The sequence below is a fragment of the Klebsiella sp. MS 92-3 genome, from assembly GCF_000195655.1.
GTDB classification, from domain to species: Bacteria; Pseudomonadota; Gammaproteobacteria; order Enterobacterales; family Enterobacteriaceae; genus Klebsiella; species Klebsiella pneumoniae.
On sequence record NZ_GL882850.1, the window covers coordinates 32,175 to 49,495 of the forward strand.

Here is a 17,321-nt window from a genome sequence, read left to right on the forward strand (position 1 = left end):
CAACTTCTGTATTCGGGCGGTGAAAATCACCGCAATTAGCGCGCCAAAGCTACGGCGCTGACCTCTTCTGCTACCCGCTCGGTAGCGTCCGGAATCGAAGCGCCACGCGCTCGTTCCGCCATATCCAGCAAGGTTTCCCGATCCCAGCTCGCCAGGGTAGAGGCAACCGCCTCTACCGTGAACTCAGGCTGTTCAAGAATTTTCGCCGCGCCGGCTTTCTCCAGCGGCAGCGCATTCCAGTACTGCTGACGATCTTTGTGCTGGAACGGGACAAACAGCGCTGGTAAACCTGCGGCCGCGATTTCGCTAACCGTCAGCGCGCCGGAACGGCAAACCACAACATCTGCCCAGGCATACGCCGCGGCCATGTCATCAATAAATTCCGTCACTTTATGCTGCGGCTGTCCGGCGGCGGCATAGGCCTGCTGCACGGTTTGCTGGCCGCCTTTGCCGCTTTGATGCCAGATGGTCACCGTAGCGCCGAGCTTCGCCGCCACCTGCGGCATCGTCTGGTTCAGGACGCGCGCGCCCTGAGAGCCACCGACCACCAGCACGCGAATCGGCCCCTGACGGCCAACCAGACGCTGACCTGGCAGCGGCAGCGCCAGTACATCGGTGCGCACCGGGTTCCCAACGACGTCCGCATGCGGGAACGCGCCGGGAAACGCCTGCATCACTTTCTTCGCAATCTTCGCCAGCCACTTGTTAGTCAGGCCGGCAATGCCGTTTTGCTCGTGGAGGACCACCGGGATCCCCAGCGACCACGCCGCCAGACCGCCAGGCCCGGAAACATAGCCGCCCATACCCAGCACCACGTCCGGCTGGAAACGCTTCATGATCGCCCGCGCCTGACGCCAGGCGTTAAAGATACGCACCGGCGCCAGTAGCTGCGCTTTGATACCTTTGCCACGCAGGCCGGAGATGCGGATAAAATCAATTTCGATGCCGTTTTTCGGCACTAAATCCGCTTCCATACGATCGGCGGTACCCAGCCAGCGAACCTGCCAGCCCTGGTCCATTAAATGGTGCGCGACCGCCAGTCCCGGGAACACATGCCCGCCGGTACCGCCCGCCATCACCATCAACCGCTTTTCCTGACCGCTCATCGCACACCCCGTGTAAACGCCTGGGCTTTTTCCAGACGCGTTTCATAATCAATTCGCAACAACAACATAATGGCCGTCGACATAATCAACAGACTGGAACCACCATAACTGATCAGCGGCAGCGTCAGACCTTTCGTCGGCAGCATCCCCGCCGCCGCGCCGACGTTAACTAACGCCTGGAAGCTAAACCAGATACCAATCGCACAGGCGAGGAAGCCGGAAAAGCGATGATCGATCTCCAGCGCTTTACGGCCAATCGACATGGCGCGGAAAGCGACGAAGAATACCATTAAAAGCGCCAGTACCACACCGATATAACCGAGTTCTTCGCCGATAATGGCGAAGATAAAGTCAGTGTGCGCTTCCGGTAAATACTCCAGTTTTTGCACCGAGTTGCCGAGGCCCTGCCCCCACATCTCGCCGCGGCCGAAAGCCATCAGCGACTGGGTCAGCTGGTAGCCGCTGCCGAACGGGTCTTCCCACGGGTTCCAGAAGGAGGTCACGCGGCGAATACGGTATGGTTCGGCGAGGATCAGCAGGACCACCGCCGAAATACCCATGCCGATAATGGCGATGAACTGCCACAGCTTCGCGCCGGCGAGAAAGAGCATCGCCAGCGTGGTGACGAACAGGACCACCACGGTACCGAGGTCAGGCTGCGCCAGCAGCAGGATGGCCAGTACGAAAATCACACCCATCGGTTTTAAGAAGCCGCGCAGGTTGTTACGCACTTCGTCGGCTTTACGCACCAGATAGTTGGCGATGTAGCAGAACAGCGACAGCTTGGTGAACTCCGCCGGCTGAATACGCAGCGGACCAAGGGCTATCCAGCGCGATGCGCCGTTTACCGAGCTGCCTACTACCAGTACGATCAGCAGCATGACGATCGAGGCGATCAGCATCGCGGTACTGTGGCGCTGCCAGAAATCCATCGGCAGACGTAGCGTAATCATCGCCAGCGCGAAGGCCAGCACAATGTACAGGCCGTCACGCTTGGCGAAGAGGAAAGGATCGTTCGCCAGGCGCTGTCCGACCGGCATCGACGCCGAGGTCACCATAATAAAGCCGATCGCCGCCAGGCCGAAGGTCAGCCATAGCAGCATCCGGTCATACATCACCAGACTGTCGTTATCTTTCGGGCGCGAGCCCATCACCCAGCCTTTCAGCGCAGCGAATAGCCAGGCGAAAATAAACATCCCCGGCAATCGCGGCAGTCTCAGCCGAGGCAGGCTCAGCTGCGGCATTCTCAGGCGTGGGAGAGAGAAACGCATCAACCTAACTCCTTCGCCAGACGGGCAAACATCTCGCCCCGTTGTTCAAAGTTCTTAAACTGATCCAGGCTAGCGCAGGCCGGCGACAGGAGCACCATGTCCCCCGCTTTCACCAGGGGAGCAATCTGACGCATCGCCTGTTCCATAGTCTCAGTTTGTACCGCCACCTCAGGACGCAGCTCAGCGAGCTCGGCGCCATCGCGACCAAAGCAGTACAGGCGAATACGATCGCCGCCGAGGTAGCGCTTCAGCGGGGTAAAATCAGCGGACTTGCCGTCGCCGCCCAGCAGCAGATAGAGCGTGCCGTCCAGCTGCAGGCCGTTCAGCGCCGCCTCGGTGCTGCCGACGTTGGTCGCCTTCGAGTCGTTAATCCAGCGTACGCCGTTGTGATCCAGCACCAGCTGGAAACGGTGCGCCAGACCGGTAAAGGTGGTCAGCGCCTTCAGGCTGCTGGCCCGCGGCAGACCCGCGGCATCGGCCAGCGCCAGCGCCGCCAGGGCGTTGCTGTAGTTATGCTGACCGGTGAGAGGCATCTCTTTCACATTGAGGACTTTCTCACCTTTAACGCGCAGCCAGGTTTCGCCCTGCTGGCGGTTAAGGTGGTAGTCACCGACATCGACGCCAAAGCTAATGCAGCGTTCGTCCGCCCCGCGTACCGGCATGGTGAGCGCATCGTCCGCGTTCACCACGCAGGTCTTCGCATTCTCGTAAATCCGCAGCTTCGCCGCGCGATACTGCTGCAGCCCCAGCGGGTAGCGGTCCATATGGTCCTCAGTCACGTTGAGGATGGTTGCCGCCACCGCCTGCAGGCTGGAGGTGGTTTCCAGCTGGAAGCTGGAGAGCTCCAGCACATACAGCTCTCGATCGGTGTCCAGCAGCATCAGCGCCGGCAGGCCGATATTGCCGCCCACGCCGACGTTAACTCCAGCGGCTTTCGCCATCTCGCCCACCAGGGTAGTAACAGTGCTTTTGCCGTTAGAACCGGTAATGGCGATAATCGGCGCCTGCGCTTCGCGGCAGAACAGTTCGATATCGCCAACGATCTCTACGCCAGCGTCGGCCGCTGCGCTGAGCGAAGGATGGGCCAGCGCAATCCCCGGACTGGCGACAATCAGGTCCGCCGCCAGCAGCCAGGTATCATTGAGTCCGCCGACATGGCATTCGACCGATTCGGGTAATTTATCCAACCCCGGAGGCGCGACGCGGGTGTCCATCACGCGCGGGGTTACGCCGCGCGCCATGAAAAAGTCCACGCATGACAGGCCGGTCATACCCAGCCCAATAATGACGACTTTTTTACCCTGATAATCTGCCATGATTAACGTACCTTCAGCGTCGCCAGGCCAATCAGCACCAGCATCAGCGAAATAATCCAGAAGCGCACGATAACGCGCGGCTCCGGCCAGCCTTTCAGTTCATAGTGGTGGTGGATCGGCGCCATGCGGAAGATGCGCTGACCGCGCAGCTTAAAGGAGCCGACCTGCAGAATAACCGACAGCGTTTCCACCACGAAAACCCCGCCCATGATCACCAGCAGGAACTCCTGACGCAGCAGCACGGCGATAATGCCCAACGCGCCGCCGAGCGCCAGTGAACCGACGTCGCCCATAAAGACTTGCGCCGGGTAGGTGTTGAACCACAGGAAGCCCAGCCCCGCCCCGACAATCGCCGTACAGACGATCACCAGCTCGCCGGCGTGGCGCAGATACGGGATATGCAGGTAGTTGGCAAAATTCATGTTGCCGGTGGCCCATGCCACCAGCGCAAAGCCTGCCGCGACGAAAACGGTCGGCATAATCGCCAGGCCGTCGAGGCCGTCGGTCAGGTTGACGGCGTTGCCGGTACCGACGATAACGAAGTAGGCCAGCAAGATATAGAACAGCCCCAGCTGCGGCATTACGTCTTTAAAGAACGGCACCACCAGCTCGGTTGCCGGGGTATCTTTCCCCGCCAGATACAGCGCGAAGGCCACGCCCAGGGCGATCACCGACATCCAGAAATACTTCCAGCGGGCGATCAGGCCTTTGGTATCTTTGCGCACGACTTTACGGTAATCATCAACGAAACCGATGATGCCGTAGCCGATTAATACCGTCAGTACGCACCAGACGTACGGGTTAGATGGATAGGCCCACAGCAGAACGGAAACGGTGATCGCGGTGAGGATCATGATCCCGCCCATGGTCGGAGTACCGCGTTTACTGAAATGAGACTCCGGGCCGTCGTTACGTACGACCTGGCCAAAGGCGAGTTTTTGCAGACGGGCGATCATGCGCGGGCCCATCCACAACGAGATGAACAACGCGGTCAGCAGGCTGACGATGGCGCGAAACGTCAGATAAGAAAAGACGTTAAAGCCGGAATAATATTTGACCAAGTGTTCGGCCAGCCATACTAACATGTCCCAGTCTCCTGTAATGCGCGTACTACCTCTTCCATGGCGGCACTACGTGAACCTTTCACTAAAATGGTCATTATTTTGTGCTCCGCCAGCAGCTCGCGCAGGCGAGCCACCACGGCGGCTTTATCGTTAAAATGTTCGCCCACGCCGCTGGCGCGGCTGATATCCGCGCTCAAGGCGCCGACGCTGAGGACGCAATCCAGCCCCGCCGCTTTCGCCGCTTCGCCGACTTCGCGATGGCAGGCCGCGCTCTCCGCGCCAAGCTCTGCCATATCGCCGACCACCATCGTGCGAAAGCCGGGCATCTCTGACAGCACCTGCACCGCCGCGGTCATCGAACCAACGTTAGCGTTATAGGAATCATCCAGCAGCAGCTGGCTCTCGGTCAGCCGGATCGGGAACAGACGTCCCGGAACGGCCTGCAGCTGCGCCAGTCCGGCTTTCACCGCCGCCAAATCGGCGCCTACCGCCATCGCCAGCGAAGTGGCGGCCAGCGCATTAGCGATGTTGTGGCGTCCCGGCAGCGGCAGCAGTACGTCAACGTTACCGGTTGGGGTCTGCAGCGTAAATTCGGTGCCGTGGCTGGTGATCTGCACATTGGTCGCCGTGAAATCACTGTTCGCCGCGTTCGGCGAGAAGCGCCACACTTTGCGATCGCCAATCACCGCCTGCCAGTTCAGCCAGTCGTTATTGTCGGCATTGAGGATGGCGATGCCATTTTCCGGCAGACCGGTATAGATTTCGCCCTTCGCCTTCGCCACGCCCGCCAGCGAACCGAAACCTTCCAGGTGCGCCGCAGCAAGGTTGTTGACCAGCGCCGCTTCCGGACGCGTCAGGCTGACGGTCCAGGCGATTTCGCCCTGGTGGTTGGCGCCGAGTTCGATCACCGCGTACTGATGCTCTTTGGTCAGCCGCAGCAACGTCATCGGGACGCCGATATCGTTGTTCAGGTTGCCGGCGGTATACAGTGTGTTGCCGCACTGGCTGAGGATCGCCGCGGTCATCTCTTTAACCGAGGTTTTACCGGACGAGCCGGTCAGGGCGACGACGCGAGTCGGCACCTGCTGACGCACCCAGGCGGCTAACTCACCGAAAGCCTGCCGGGTATCGTTCACAATCACCTGCGGGAGATCGCAGGCCAGCGGACGACTCACCAGCAGCGCGCCGGCGCCCGCCGCTTTCGCCTGTTCGGCAAAATCATGGGCGTCGAAACGCTCCCCTTTCAGCGCCACAAACAGGCAGCCCGCCGTCACTTTACGGGTATCGGTGGTCACCTCGTCGATAGCGACATCGCTACCCTGCCGTTCGCCATGGGCGATCGCGGCAAGTTGACTTAACGTAAAGCGAATCATGCTACCGCTCCCAGCAGACGCGCGACGGTCACGCGGTCGGAATAATCCAGACGGCGGTTGCCGACGATCTGGTAATCTTCATGGCCTTTACCCGCCACCAGCACCACGTCGTTCTCTTTCGCCTGCATCACGGCGTTGGTCACCGCTTCCGCGCGGCCTTCCATCACCTTCGCCTGACCTGCATCGAGCATGCCGGCCAGAATATCGTTGATAATCGCCCGCGGCTCTTCGGTGCGCGGGTTATCGTCAGTAACGACCACGATGTCGGCAAACTCTTCCGCGATAGCGCCCATCAACGGACGTTTACCTTTGTCGCGGTCGCCGCCGCAGCCGAAGACGCACCACAGCTTGCCGCTGCAGTGCAGGCGTGCCGCCTGCAGCGCTTTTTCCAGCGCGTCAGGCGTATGGGCATAATCCACCACCACGGCAGGTTTACCCGGCGCGCTGAACACTTCCATACGGCCGCACACCGGCTGTAAACGCGCTGCGGTCTTCAGCAGATCGGCCAGCGGATAGCCCAGCGCCAGCAGCGTGGCCAGCGCCAGCAGCAGGTTGCTGACGTTAAATGCGCCCATCAGGCGGCTTTCGATTTCGCCCTTGCCCCAGCTGGAGTCAAACTGGATGGTCGCCCCGCTGTCGTGATAGTTCACCGCGGTGGCCTTTAGCCAGCGCCCGTGGCAATTCGGGTTGATATGATCTTCCATCGATACCGCCACCGCGTCCGGCAGTTTTGCCAGCCAGCGACGACCGACTTCATCGTCAGCATTGACGATGGCCTGACCGCAATGATGGGTGGAGTACAGCAGCCATTTCGCCGCTTCGTAGTGCTCCATGTCGCCATGGTAGTCGAGATGATCGCGGCTGAGATTGGTAAACACCGAGGCGGCAAACTGCAGGGCCGCTACGCGGTGCTGTACCAGACCATGGGAGGAGACTTCCATCGCGCCGAAGGTAGCCCCCTGCCCGACCAGACTGGAGAGCACATGTTGAACGTCCACCGCGGAACCGGTGGTGTTTTCAGTTGGAACGACTTTATCCAGCAGACCGTTACCGACGGTCCCCATCACCGCGCTGGTTTCGCCGAGCAGCTTTGCCCACTGCGCCAGCAGCTGAGTGGTGGTGGTTTTCCCGTTGGTGCCGGTGACGCCCACCAGACGCAGCTGCTGCGACGGCTGATGATAAAAACGCCCGGCCAGCGCCGATAAGCGTTCATTAAGCTGGCTCAGGTAGATAACCGGCACGCCGTGCATTTCACGGATCTCACCGTCTTTAGCTTCGCCCTGCGCTTCAGCAATAATGGCAGCCACACCTTGCGCTATCGCCTGCGGGATATAACGACGCCCGTCCGCCTGATGACCCTGTACCGCGATAAAGAGATCGCCGGAAGCAGCCACCCGGCTGTCCAGCGTCATCTCTCGCAGAATGCGCTCCGGTGCGTTTGGCACCCATGGAGCGAGTAGGTCGCGCAAATTACGATCTGCCACCTGTTCCCTCGCCTTGATTAATTACAAATTCACTTTTTTCGCCCGTTGCCAGCGCATCCGGCTCGATGTTCATGGTGCGCAATACGCCGCCCATGATGGCACCGAAGACCGGCGCGGAAACGGCGCCACCGTAGTATTTACCTGCCTGCGGGTCGTTGATCACCACCACCAGCGCGAAGCGCGGATGGCTGGCGGGCGCAACGCCTGCGGTGTAAGCAATATATTTGTTGATATAGCGGCCATCCGGCCCCACTTTTTTCGCCGTACCGGTTTTAATCGCGATGCGATAGCCTTTGATCGCCGCTTTCACACCGCCGCCGCCGGGCAGCGCCACGCTTTCCATCATATGAACGACGGTACGAACGAGTGATTCCGGGAAGACGCGCTCGCCCGGAACCGGAGGATCAACCTTGGTAATCGACAACGGGCGATAGATGCCATAGCTGCCAATCGTTGCGTAGACACGCGCTAACTGTAACGGGGTTACCATTAGCCCATAGCCGAAAGAAAAGGTGGCCCTCTCTATGTCAGACCACCGTTGTTTTTGAGGATATAAGCCACTGCGTTCTCCGACCAACCCCAAATTGGTCGCCTTTCCAAGTCCAAAACGTGAGTAAGTATCTACTAACGCTGAGGACGGCATCGCTAACGCCAGCTTAGAAACACCGACGTTACTCGACTTCTGTAGCACCCCGGTCAGGGTCAATTCGCTGTAGCGCGCCACATCTTTGATTTCGTGGCCGTTAATTCGATAAGGCACGGTATTGAGCACGGTATTTTCGTTGACGATACCGCGCTGCAGCGCCGTCATGACCACCATCGGTTTCACCGTCGAACCCGGCTCAAACACGTCGGTAATCGCACGGTTACGCATGGTGTCTTTTGCCGTACCGGCGAAGTTGTTCGGGTTATAGGATGGGCTGTTGGCCATCGCCAGCACTTCACCGGTGTTAACATCCACTAACACGGCGCTGCCCGACTCGGCTTTGTTAAAGGCCACGGCGTTGTTCAGCTCGCGATAGACCAGCGCCTGCAGGCGTTCGTCGATACTCAGCGCCAGGTTGTGCGCTGCCTGGCTATCGGTAGAAGAGATGTCTTCAATTACCCGGCCATAGCGGTCTTTACGTACGATACGCTCGCCCGGCTGACCGGTAAGCCATTTATCAAAGCTTTTCTCAACCCCTTCAATCCCCTGGCTATCGACGTTGGTAAAGCCGATGAGGTGAGCGGTTACTTCCCCGGAAGGGTAGTACCGACGGGATTCTTCGCGCAGATGAATGCCCGGCAGCTTCAGCTTCTTGATGTAATCGGCCATGTCAGGATTAACCTGACGCGCCAGATAGATAAACCGCATCCGCGGATTGGTATTGATGCGCGTCGCCAGCTGATCCAGCGGCATATTGAGGGCATCCGCCAGCGCTTTCCAGCGCGTATCCAGGGTAACCCCGCCGGCGTCATGGAGCTCTTTCGGGTCGGCCCAGATAGCCTTCACCGGCACGCTGACCGCCAGCGGACGTCCGGAGCGATCGGTAATCATCCCGCGCGCGGTGGACACTTCCTGTACGCGCAGAGAACGCATATCGCCCTGGCGCACCAGCATATCGGGGCTGATCACCTGTAGCCAGGCGACGCGACCCAGCAGAAAAGCCAGCGCCAGCAGAATACAGCCGCACAGCAACGCAAAACGCCAACTGATAAAGTTGGCCTGTTCTTCCTGACGTTTTGCTTTAGGCGTTTTTGGCGCTGCTTTCATCCGTCGCAATAATCCTTATTTCTGTACAACGATATTTTCTTGTGATGGATCGACGTGTTGCATCTGTAACTTCTCGGTCGCGATCCGCTCAACCCGACTGTGATCGCCGAGCGCGTTCTCTTCGAGGATCAGGTTGCGCCACTCAATATCCAGGGCGTCGCGCTCCAGAACCAGCTGTTCACGCTGCGCGGTCAACAGGCGCGTGTGATGCGCAGTGGTGACCACGGTAATCGCCGTAATAATGATGCAAATGAACAGGCAGAGTGGCAGTTTCCCAAACCGCAGAAGGTCGTCCCCGATCACGCCAGGCAAAGCATGGCGCTCGTTGCTTCCAATCGACCCTTTAACCTTGCTTAAGGCCTCTGTCACTCTGCCGATCATGCGTTCGTCCTCTCTGCGATACGCAGCACTGAACTACGGGCGCGTGGATTCTCTGCCACCTCTTCTTCGCCCGGCATCAACTTGCCTAGTGCTCGCAACTCACGGCCGCCCAGTTTTTTGAGCTGCGCTTCGGTCATCGGTATTCCCGCCGGAACCTGCGGACCGCGGCTTTGCTCACGCATAAAGCGCTTCACAATGCGATCTTCCAGCGAATGAAAACTAATGATCGACAGCCGCCCGCCCGGGGCCAGCACGCTGAGCGAGCTTTTTAGCGCCTGCTCTATCTCCTCCAGTTCACTGTTTACCCATATGCGCACCGCCTGGAAGGTACGGGTCGCGGGATGTTTGTGCTTATCTTTTACCGGCATCGCCGCGGCGATGACTTCCGCCAGCTCTTTGGTGCGGGTCATCGGCTGAATGCGATTACGTTCGACGATCGCGCGGGCGATACGTTTGCCGAAACGCTCTTCGCCAAAGGTTTTAATCACCCAGGCGATATCGTCTTCTTCAGCCGTCTGCAGCCATTCGGCCGCGGACTGACCGCGCGTCGGATCCATGCGCATATCCAGCGGCCCGTCACGCATAAAGGAAAAGCCGCGTTCCGCATCGTCAAGCTGCGGGGAAGAGACGCCGAGATCGAGCAGAATGCCGTCGATCTTACCGGTAAGATTGCGCTCGCCGACGTACTCAGCGAGTTGTGAAAAGGGACCATGTACGATGGAAAAGCGGGGGTCATCGATGGTTTGCGCGACGGCAATCGCCTGCGGGTCGCGATCGATGGCCAGCAAGCGTCCTTCCGCACCCAGCCGGGAGAGGATCAGGCGCGAGTGACCGCCGCGGCCAAAAGTACCATCAATATAGATACCGTCTGGACGAATATTGAGGCCGTTGACGGCTTCATCCAGAAGTACCGTAGTATGTTTATAATTTTCCATCATTTTTATAAGGACAAATCCTGCAGGCGCTCCGACAGTTCACCGGTCGCGGACTGCTCAGCGTCGATATCTTCCTTGACCCGTTGATACCAGGTCGTTTCATCCCACAGTTCAAATTTATTAAACTGCCCGACCAGCATCACTTCTTTTGTCAGCCCGGCATGCTGCCGTAACACCGGCGCAATCAGCAAGCGGCCGGCATTATCCATCTGACATTCGCTGGCATGACCCAAAAGCAAACGCTGTACGCGCCGCTCAACGGGATTCATGCTCGATAAACGCGACAATTTCTGCTCGATGACTTCCCATTCAGGCAATGGATAAAGCAGCAGGCACGGGTGATGAATGTCAATGGTGCATACCAATTGACCGGCAGCGTCCTCGATCAGCCCTTCACGATAGCGCGTTGGCACGGCCAGGCGGCCTTTGCTGTCGAGATTGACTAACGTTGCTCCACGGAACATGCCAGCCTCACCCCTTTTCGCCACTTTACCCCACAAATTCCCACCAGAAGGAGTTTACGGAGCGGAGGAAAAGCTTGTCAAGCCAGCACGGATGCCAACGGAGCTCAAAAACCCATTATTTACAGCCGACATTAGCCCTGATGAAAAAATCATCAACAGGCGAGGCAAATTAACGTTATGAATACGTGTAAGAAAATAACCAACAAACTCGTAACAGTTATAAACAACAGAATATCTTCGGCGGGAAAATATAAAGTGTCAGTTTGCGACGCGAGCGGCATTTTAGGCCATTATGCCGGCCGTTAACAGTACCTGTTGCTGGCAGAGGGACTGGCCAGGCGCGGGATATGACGGGGAAGAAAGCGTGGCGCGTACAAAATGAGTGTTAATTCAGCAATTAACCTGATGAATGTAACAAAATAATACAATTAAAGTCCGCGCAGTCATTTTTTGTACCCCATTTGGAGTCACAAAACGATGGTCAGTGAATAAAATAAAATAACGCGTAAAGAAGTTTAGGGATTTGTCTGAAATATATTCAGTTTTGCATTTTGCACGTCAATTGCCTGATTTATCGCCAGCGGCCTGCTTACGGTCAGGCCTGCCAGGTTTATACCTGGGCGCTGGCGATATGGCGCCCTTAGCGGCGATTCAGGCTACCGCGACGATAGAGATTACGGCGAATACGGCTAAGACCCGGCTTCGGCTTGCGAGGTTCGTCGAGGCTGGCGAGGACGATCTCCAGCACCCGCTCAGCGACATCGCGATGACGCTGGGCCACGGCCAGTACCGGACACTGCAGAAAATCGAGCAGCTCATTATCACCGAAGGTGGCGATCGCCAGCTCGGAGGGCAGTTTACCCTCGCGACGCAAGGTCACATCCATTACGCCCTGCAGCAGCGGGAAAGAGGTGGTAAACAGCGCCTGTGGCATCGGATGGGTTTCAAGCCATTTCTCAAACAGCTGGGCCGCCGCTTCGCGCTCATAGCTGTTGGCATAGAGATAATGCACCTCACGCGGATCGTCCTGCCAGGCTTTACGGAAGCCCTGTTCGCGCAGGAAGCTCACCGACAGCTCCGGCAGCGCGCCGAGATAGAGCACCGTTTCGCCAGGAAACGTCCGCAGCTCAGCTGCGAGCATCTCGGCGTCATCCTGGTCAGCGCCAACCACGCTGGTGAAGTGCTCGCGATCGAGGGCGCGGTCGAGGGCGACAATCGGAAACGGGTCGTTAGCCCAGCGCTGATAAAATGGATGTTCCGGCGGCAGCGAAGTAGAGACAATGATAGCGTCCACCTGGCGCTGCAGCAGATGCTCGATGCAGCGCATCTCGTTATCGGGCTGATCCTCCGAGCAGGCAATCAGCAGCTGATAGCCGCGCTGACGCGCCTGACGTTCGAGATAATTTGCAATCCGGGTATAGCTGGTGTTTTCCAGATCCGGGATCACCAGACCGATAGAGCGTGTGCGTCCTGCACGCAGGCCAGCAGCGACCGCATTTGGGTGATAGTTGTGCTCTCGCACCACAGCCATCACTTTTTCGACCGTTTTATCGCTTACGCGGTACTGCTTCGCTTTGCCATTAATCACATAGCTCGCGGTGGTTCTTGAAACACCGGCCAGCCGGGCGATTTCATCCAGTTTCACAATTGCCCCTTGGGTAAGAAGTGCCAAACATAACCATTATTCAGGTATGGAATCCTTTTTATAACATCTAAGCGCAGAATAGTTAGCGCAGCAACCGCTTTCGCTTACAGTTCCTACTGATTTCGCAAAAAAAAAGCCCGACAGTCTCTGCCGGGCTATTTTTACAGCAGTTCCCGATCCTTAGCGCATGATTTTATCACCGCGAGACAGGCCGACCACGCCGGAGCGAGCCACTTCCACAATCCGAGCGACATCGCGCAGCGAGGCCAGAAATGCATCCAGCTTATCGCTGGTGCCGGCGAGCTGGACGGTATAGATAGAAGGCGTCACGTCGATAATCTGTCCGCGGAAGATTTCGGTGTTGCGCTTCACTTCTTCACGGCCATAGCCGCTGGCCTGAACCTTCACCAGCATAATTTCGCGTTCAACATGAGCCCCCTGCCCCAGCTCGCTGACACGCAGGACATCCACCAGCTTGTGCAGTTGCTTTTCAATCTGCTCAATCGCTTTTTCATCGCCCACGGTCTGAATGGTCATTCTGGAGAGAGTGGGATCGTCCGTCGGCGCGACAGTCAGGCTTTCTATATTATAGCCACGCTGGGAAAAGAGGCCGATAACGCGGGACAATGCACCCGATTCGTTTTCCAGTAATACCGATAATATCCGGCGCATAATCAGGTCCTCTCCGTTTTGCTCAACCACATTTCATCCATGCCGCCGCCGCGGATCTGCATGGGGTACACATGCTCACTGCCGTCGACGGTCACATCGACAAACACCAGCCGACGCTGGCGCACCTGCTCCAGAGCTTCAGCAAGCTTCGTCTCCAGCTCCTGCGGCTCGCTGATGCGGATCCCGACGTGACCATAGGCTTCCGCCAGACGGACAAAGTCCGGTAGCGATTCCATATAGGACTGCGAGTGACGCCCGGAATAGAGCATATCCTGCCACTGCTTCACCATCCCGAGATAGCGGTTGTTGAGGTTAAGCACCAGGACCGGCAGCTCATACTGCAGCGCAGTGGAGAGTTCCTGAATGTTCATCTGGATACTGCCGTCACCGGTCACGCAGACAACCATTTCGTCCGGCAGAGCCATTTTGACCCCCAGCGCAGCCGGTAGGCCAAAGCCCATTGTGCCGAGACCACCGGAGTTAATCCAGCGCCGCGGTTTATCGAAGGGGTAATACAGGGCGGCGAACATCTGATGCTGACCCACATCGGAAGTGACGTAGGCATCGCCCTGGGTCAGCCGCCAGATAGTTTCAATTACCGCCTGCGGTTTGATTTTATCGCTCTGGTCGTCGTAGCGCAGACAATGACGGGCACGCCACTGCTCGATCTGTTGCCACCAGTCGCGAATGTCGTCCAGCGGCTGCTGCGCTTCCTCCTGCTCCAGCAGCTCCAGCATCTGCTCCAGCACCAGCCGGGCATCGCCGACGATCGGCACATCTGCCGGCACGGTTTTCGAGATTGAAGTCGGATCGATATCAATATGCAGTACCGTCGCGTTCGGACAATACTTGGCCAGGTTATTGGTGGTCCGGTCGTCAAAGCGAACGCCGACGGCAAAAATCACGTCCGAGTGGTGCATGGTCATGTTGGCTTCATAGGTGCCGTGCATCCCCAGCATCCCCAGCGCCTGCGAGTGTGTCGCCGGGAAAGCGCCAAGTCCCATCAAGGATGAGGCCACCGGCAGCTTCAGTTTTTCCACCAGCTCGCGCAGCTGAGGTTCGCAATGCGCATTGATCGCCCCGCCGCCGACGTAGACGACCGGCTTACTTGCGGCCACCAGGGTCTGCAGGGCGCGTTTAATCTGCCCTTTATGGCCACTGGTGGTTGGGTTATACGAGCGCATGCTCACTGCGTCCGGCCAGACGTAAGGCAGCTTCTTCGCCGGATTGAGAATATCCTTCGGCAGATCGACCACTACCGGACCGGGGCGACCGCTGGCCGCCAGCCAGAAGGCTTTCTTCAGCACGCCGGGAATATCTTCGGTCTGCTTCACCAGGAAACTGTGCTTCACCACCGGACGGGAAATCCCCACCATGTCGCACTCCTGGAAGGCATCGTAGCCGATAAGCGAGGTGGCTACCTGCCCCGAGAGGATCACCAACGGAATAGAGTCCATATAGGCTGTCGCAATGCCAGTGATGGCGTTCGTCGCCCCAGGCCCAGAGGTCACCAGCACCACGCCGACCTCCCCGGTCGCCCGCGCCAGGCCATCCGCCATATGCACCGCCGCCTGCTCGTGACGAACCAGCACATGATCGATACCGCCAAGGGTATGTAACGCATCATAGATATCGAGGACTGCGCCTCCGGGATAGCCGAATACTTGCTTGACGCCCTGATCGACAAGCGATTGGACGACCATCTCGGCTCCTGACAACATCTCCATGGTTTGCCTCCAGGCTTATTGTTTTACGACAGCGGAACTCAATTTCCGCGCGCTCGCACGATGCGAAGGAGTGGTCCTCCGCATTGAGGTGAATGTACTGCATGCCACTACCATAACTGCTCGCCAGCAGGCAGGCAATTCGCCGCAGCTGAGGCCTTATTTCTTGAATAAGAAGAAAAGAAAGCGGTGAGGGGAAAATATGGTGAATTGCTTCAGAGATAAGAAAAGAGAATGGTAAATACTCGGCGAAAAAGGGTGATAACAGGAATAGATCCATTTTTCACGAACACAACGAACCCCTCGCGCAAGGTAAACAGAATAAAATTCTGCTTTATTTGATTTATGTCATATAAAAAAAGGAGCCGAAGCTCCTTTGCTATCTATCGTCGTTGGGTCAGCGCTTGCAAATGTCCACCAACAGCTCTTCCATCCACTGGTGGCCTTTATCACGACCAGCGGCTTCGTGCCAGGAGAGATAGCAGGTCCGACTGTTGACCTTCAACGGCAAAGGTAATATTTGCAGGGCAAGCTTGTCAGCAAATTCATCTGCCAGCCAGCGCGGGGCAATGGCCACCATCTGGGTTTGCGATACTACGTTTAATACGCTGACCATCGCATTACCCTGATAGGCGATACGCGCTTGTTTATCGGCCGTGTCATACCACGGCAAACTAAATGAGGCATACCGGTCGAGAGCAACGGCGGCATGCTCCTCGCGATAAATATCCGCCTCCATCATCGGCCCGGAAATACGCGGATGGTTGCGACTGGCGACCAGGACCATTTCGTCTTTAAATAACGGAACGCAGGCAAACTCAGGGCGACGGAACTCTTCATAACCGATTACGAATTCTGTTTCCTGATAACGTAGCTGATGTTCCGTATTTTGATTCAGCGCAGACTTAAAGACTAAATGAATATTGGGTGCTATCTCTGCAACTTTATTAAAAATAACCGACGTCAGGATGTTATCCAGCGGGCTGCAGACGCACAGATGGAACACGCGCTCACTGCTCAGTGGTTCAAAACCGGAGCCTGGCAATTCGTTTTGGACCAGCTGCAGCGCCTGGCGTACCGAGCCAAACAGCTGATAGGCGCGCGCCGTCGGCTGAATACCGCGGCCATAGCGCACAAAAAGCTCATCATTAAACATCACTTTCAGTCGTGAAACCGCATTGCTCACCGCGGGTTGTGACATGCCGAGCGTATGGGCGGCACGAGTAATATTCTGCTCTTGCATAACCGCATCAAAAACGGTAAGCAGATTGAGATCAACCATCCGTAGTTGAGGTTTAACGACTTCCTGTCCGGGGGCTGATTTATATTCTGGAGTTTCAATTAACATATCTAATTCCGCCGTCACGATGAATTCCCTTCACTAAACCGCTATAATTAGCGCCGAAAATATCATTTACCATGCAAATGACATTTACAAAATAGCAAAAGAAATTTTTAGGAATATATCAAGGCTATGAGTGGCAGTGAAGAAACGGTCCTGATCAAAAAACTGAGCCGCTCAAACCATACTGATTACTTAATGATGATAAGTGTAACCATAATCCATAAAAATAAAAACAGCACCACGAGTTAACTGTAACTTAAGCAATAATAAAGTATTTTATTTTTCCCTCCATAAAATTAACAAGCCTTTATCATTGAAAAATAATCCGCTAGCGTTCGAATACATTCACAGGGAAAATAAATTTAATATTTTCATCCAGATACCGTTTTTTGTCCCTTCATTGGCGACACCTGTTCGACGATGCCTTGAATGCAAAGCACTTTTTCAAATGAAACAAATGGGGATAAACCGCCTTCGGTCCAAAATAGGATCTTCGGCAAAATGGGGCTTACATCAGCACATTTTGCTAATTCATTTAGTCAGCCCAAAACGCTTTTTCCATGCCAGGGGTTGACTTTAAAACGGCTATCCAGTAACTCTAAAAGCATAACGATTTCATCTGGAGTTTGACGCAATGATTCGCACCGCTCGTATCACCAGCCTACTACTACTAAACGCATGCCATTTGCGCGGTAGGCTGTTGGGCGACGTTCAGCGTTAAGTCATCTTCCAGCAAGACTATAAAACCCGCGCCTTGGCGCGGGTTTTTTTATGCTCGTCAACAAGGC

The 17,321-nt window shown here is 56.7% G+C and carries 15 protein-coding genes; 1 reads left to right on the top strand and 14 read right to left on the bottom strand.

The window, feature by feature from the left end; translation table 11 throughout:
• Positions 1 to 35 precede the first annotated feature (35 nt).
• The 14 genes from murG to leuO form a co-directional block, all read right to left on the bottom strand.
• Positions 36 to 1,106 (bottom strand): undecaprenyldiphospho-muramoylpentapeptide beta-N-acetylglucosaminyltransferase, encoded by a 1,071-nt coding sequence (gene murG / locus HMPREF9538_RS05480; protein ID WP_002888566.1) that lies wholly within the window; start codon positions 1,104 to 1,106, stop codon positions 36 to 38.
• The gene (gene ftsW, locus HMPREF9538_RS05475; RefSeq protein WP_002888565.1) at positions 1,103 to 2,377 is read right to left on the bottom strand and encodes a cell division protein FtsW; all 1,275 of its coding nucleotides are present in this window, start codon (positions 2,375 to 2,377) and stop codon (positions 1,103 to 1,105) included. Before ftsW ends, murG begins: the two co-directional genes overlap by 4 nt.
• On the bottom strand, positions 2,377 to 3,693 hold the full coding sequence (gene murD, locus HMPREF9538_RS05470) for a UDP-N-acetylmuramoyl-L-alanine--D-glutamate ligase (RefSeq protein ID WP_004151364.1): 1,317 nt from the start codon (positions 3,691 to 3,693) through the stop codon (positions 2,377 to 2,379). The genes ftsW and murD overlap by 1 nt, the downstream gene beginning before the upstream one ends.
• Positions 3,694 to 3,695: 2 nt before the next feature.
• Positions 3,696 to 4,778 carry a phospho-N-acetylmuramoyl-pentapeptide-transferase gene (gene mraY / locus HMPREF9538_RS05465; RefSeq protein WP_002888562.1) on the bottom strand — a complete coding sequence of 361 codons (1,083 nt, stop codon included), beginning with the start codon at positions 4,776 to 4,778 and terminating at the stop codon, positions 3,696 to 3,698.
• Positions 4,772 to 6,130 (bottom strand): UDP-N-acetylmuramoyl-tripeptide--D-alanyl-D-alanine ligase, encoded by a 1,359-nt coding sequence (murF, locus tag HMPREF9538_RS05460; RefSeq protein ID WP_004177411.1) that lies wholly within the window; start codon positions 6,128 to 6,130, stop codon positions 4,772 to 4,774. The genes mraY and murF overlap by 7 nt, the downstream gene beginning before the upstream one ends.
• A complete protein-coding gene (gene murE / locus HMPREF9538_RS05455; protein WP_004182923.1) occupies positions 6,127 to 7,614 on the bottom strand; it encodes a UDP-N-acetylmuramoyl-L-alanyl-D-glutamate--2,6-diaminopimelate ligase in 1,488 nt (495 codons plus the stop codon). Before murE ends, murF begins: the two co-directional genes overlap by 4 nt.
• Positions 7,601 to 9,367 carry a peptidoglycan glycosyltransferase FtsI gene (locus tag HMPREF9538_RS05450; protein ID WP_002888559.1) on the bottom strand — a complete coding sequence of 589 codons (1,767 nt, stop codon included), beginning with the start codon at positions 9,365 to 9,367 and terminating at the stop codon, positions 7,601 to 7,603. The genes murE and HMPREF9538_RS05450 overlap by 14 nt, the downstream gene beginning before the upstream one ends.
• Positions 9,368 to 9,382: 15 nt before the next feature.
• Positions 9,383 to 9,748 (bottom strand): cell division protein FtsL, encoded by a 366-nt coding sequence (gene ftsL / locus HMPREF9538_RS05445; RefSeq protein WP_002888550.1) that lies wholly within the window; start codon positions 9,746 to 9,748, stop codon positions 9,383 to 9,385.
• Entirely contained in the window at positions 9,745 to 10,686 is a 942-nt protein-coding gene (gene rsmH / locus HMPREF9538_RS05440; RefSeq protein ID WP_002888547.1) for a 16S rRNA (cytosine(1402)-N(4))-methyltransferase RsmH, read from the bottom strand. Before rsmH ends, ftsL begins: the two co-directional genes overlap by 4 nt.
• A 2-nt stretch (positions 10,687 to 10,688) precedes the next feature.
• A complete protein-coding gene (mraZ, locus tag HMPREF9538_RS05435) occupies positions 10,689 to 11,147 on the bottom strand; it encodes a division/cell wall cluster transcriptional repressor MraZ (protein WP_002888541.1) in 459 nt (152 codons plus the stop codon).
• Positions 11,148 to 11,787: 640 nt separating this feature from the next.
• Positions 11,788 to 12,792 (bottom strand): catabolite repressor/activator, encoded by a 1,005-nt coding sequence (gene cra / locus HMPREF9538_RS05430; protein ID WP_004145952.1) that lies wholly within the window; start codon positions 12,790 to 12,792, stop codon positions 11,788 to 11,790.
• Positions 12,793 to 12,972: 180 nt separating this feature from the next.
• On the bottom strand, positions 12,973 to 13,464 hold the full coding sequence (ilvN, locus tag HMPREF9538_RS05425) for an acetolactate synthase small subunit (protein ID WP_002888536.1): 492 nt from the start codon (positions 13,462 to 13,464) through the stop codon (positions 12,973 to 12,975).
• Between the two features lie 2 nt (positions 13,465 to 13,466).
• A complete protein-coding gene (gene ilvI / locus HMPREF9538_RS05420) occupies positions 13,467 to 15,191 on the bottom strand; it encodes an acetolactate synthase 3 large subunit (RefSeq protein WP_002888534.1) in 1,725 nt (574 codons plus the stop codon).
• Positions 15,192 to 15,585: 394 nt separating this feature from the next.
• Positions 15,586 to 16,554: a transcriptional regulator LeuO gene (leuO, locus tag HMPREF9538_RS05415; protein WP_004192013.1), complete on the bottom strand. Its 969-nt coding sequence runs from the start codon at positions 16,552 to 16,554 to the stop codon at positions 15,586 to 15,588.
• Positions 16,555 to 17,167: 613 nt separating this feature from the next.
• Between leuO and leuL the strand changes: the two genes are divergently transcribed.
• Positions 17,168 to 17,254 carry a leu operon leader peptide gene (leuL, locus tag HMPREF9538_RS30480; protein WP_004222662.1) on the top strand — a complete coding sequence of 29 codons (87 nt, stop codon included), beginning with the start codon at positions 17,168 to 17,170 and terminating at the stop codon, positions 17,252 to 17,254.
• Positions 17,255 to 17,321: the final 67 nt, after the last annotated feature.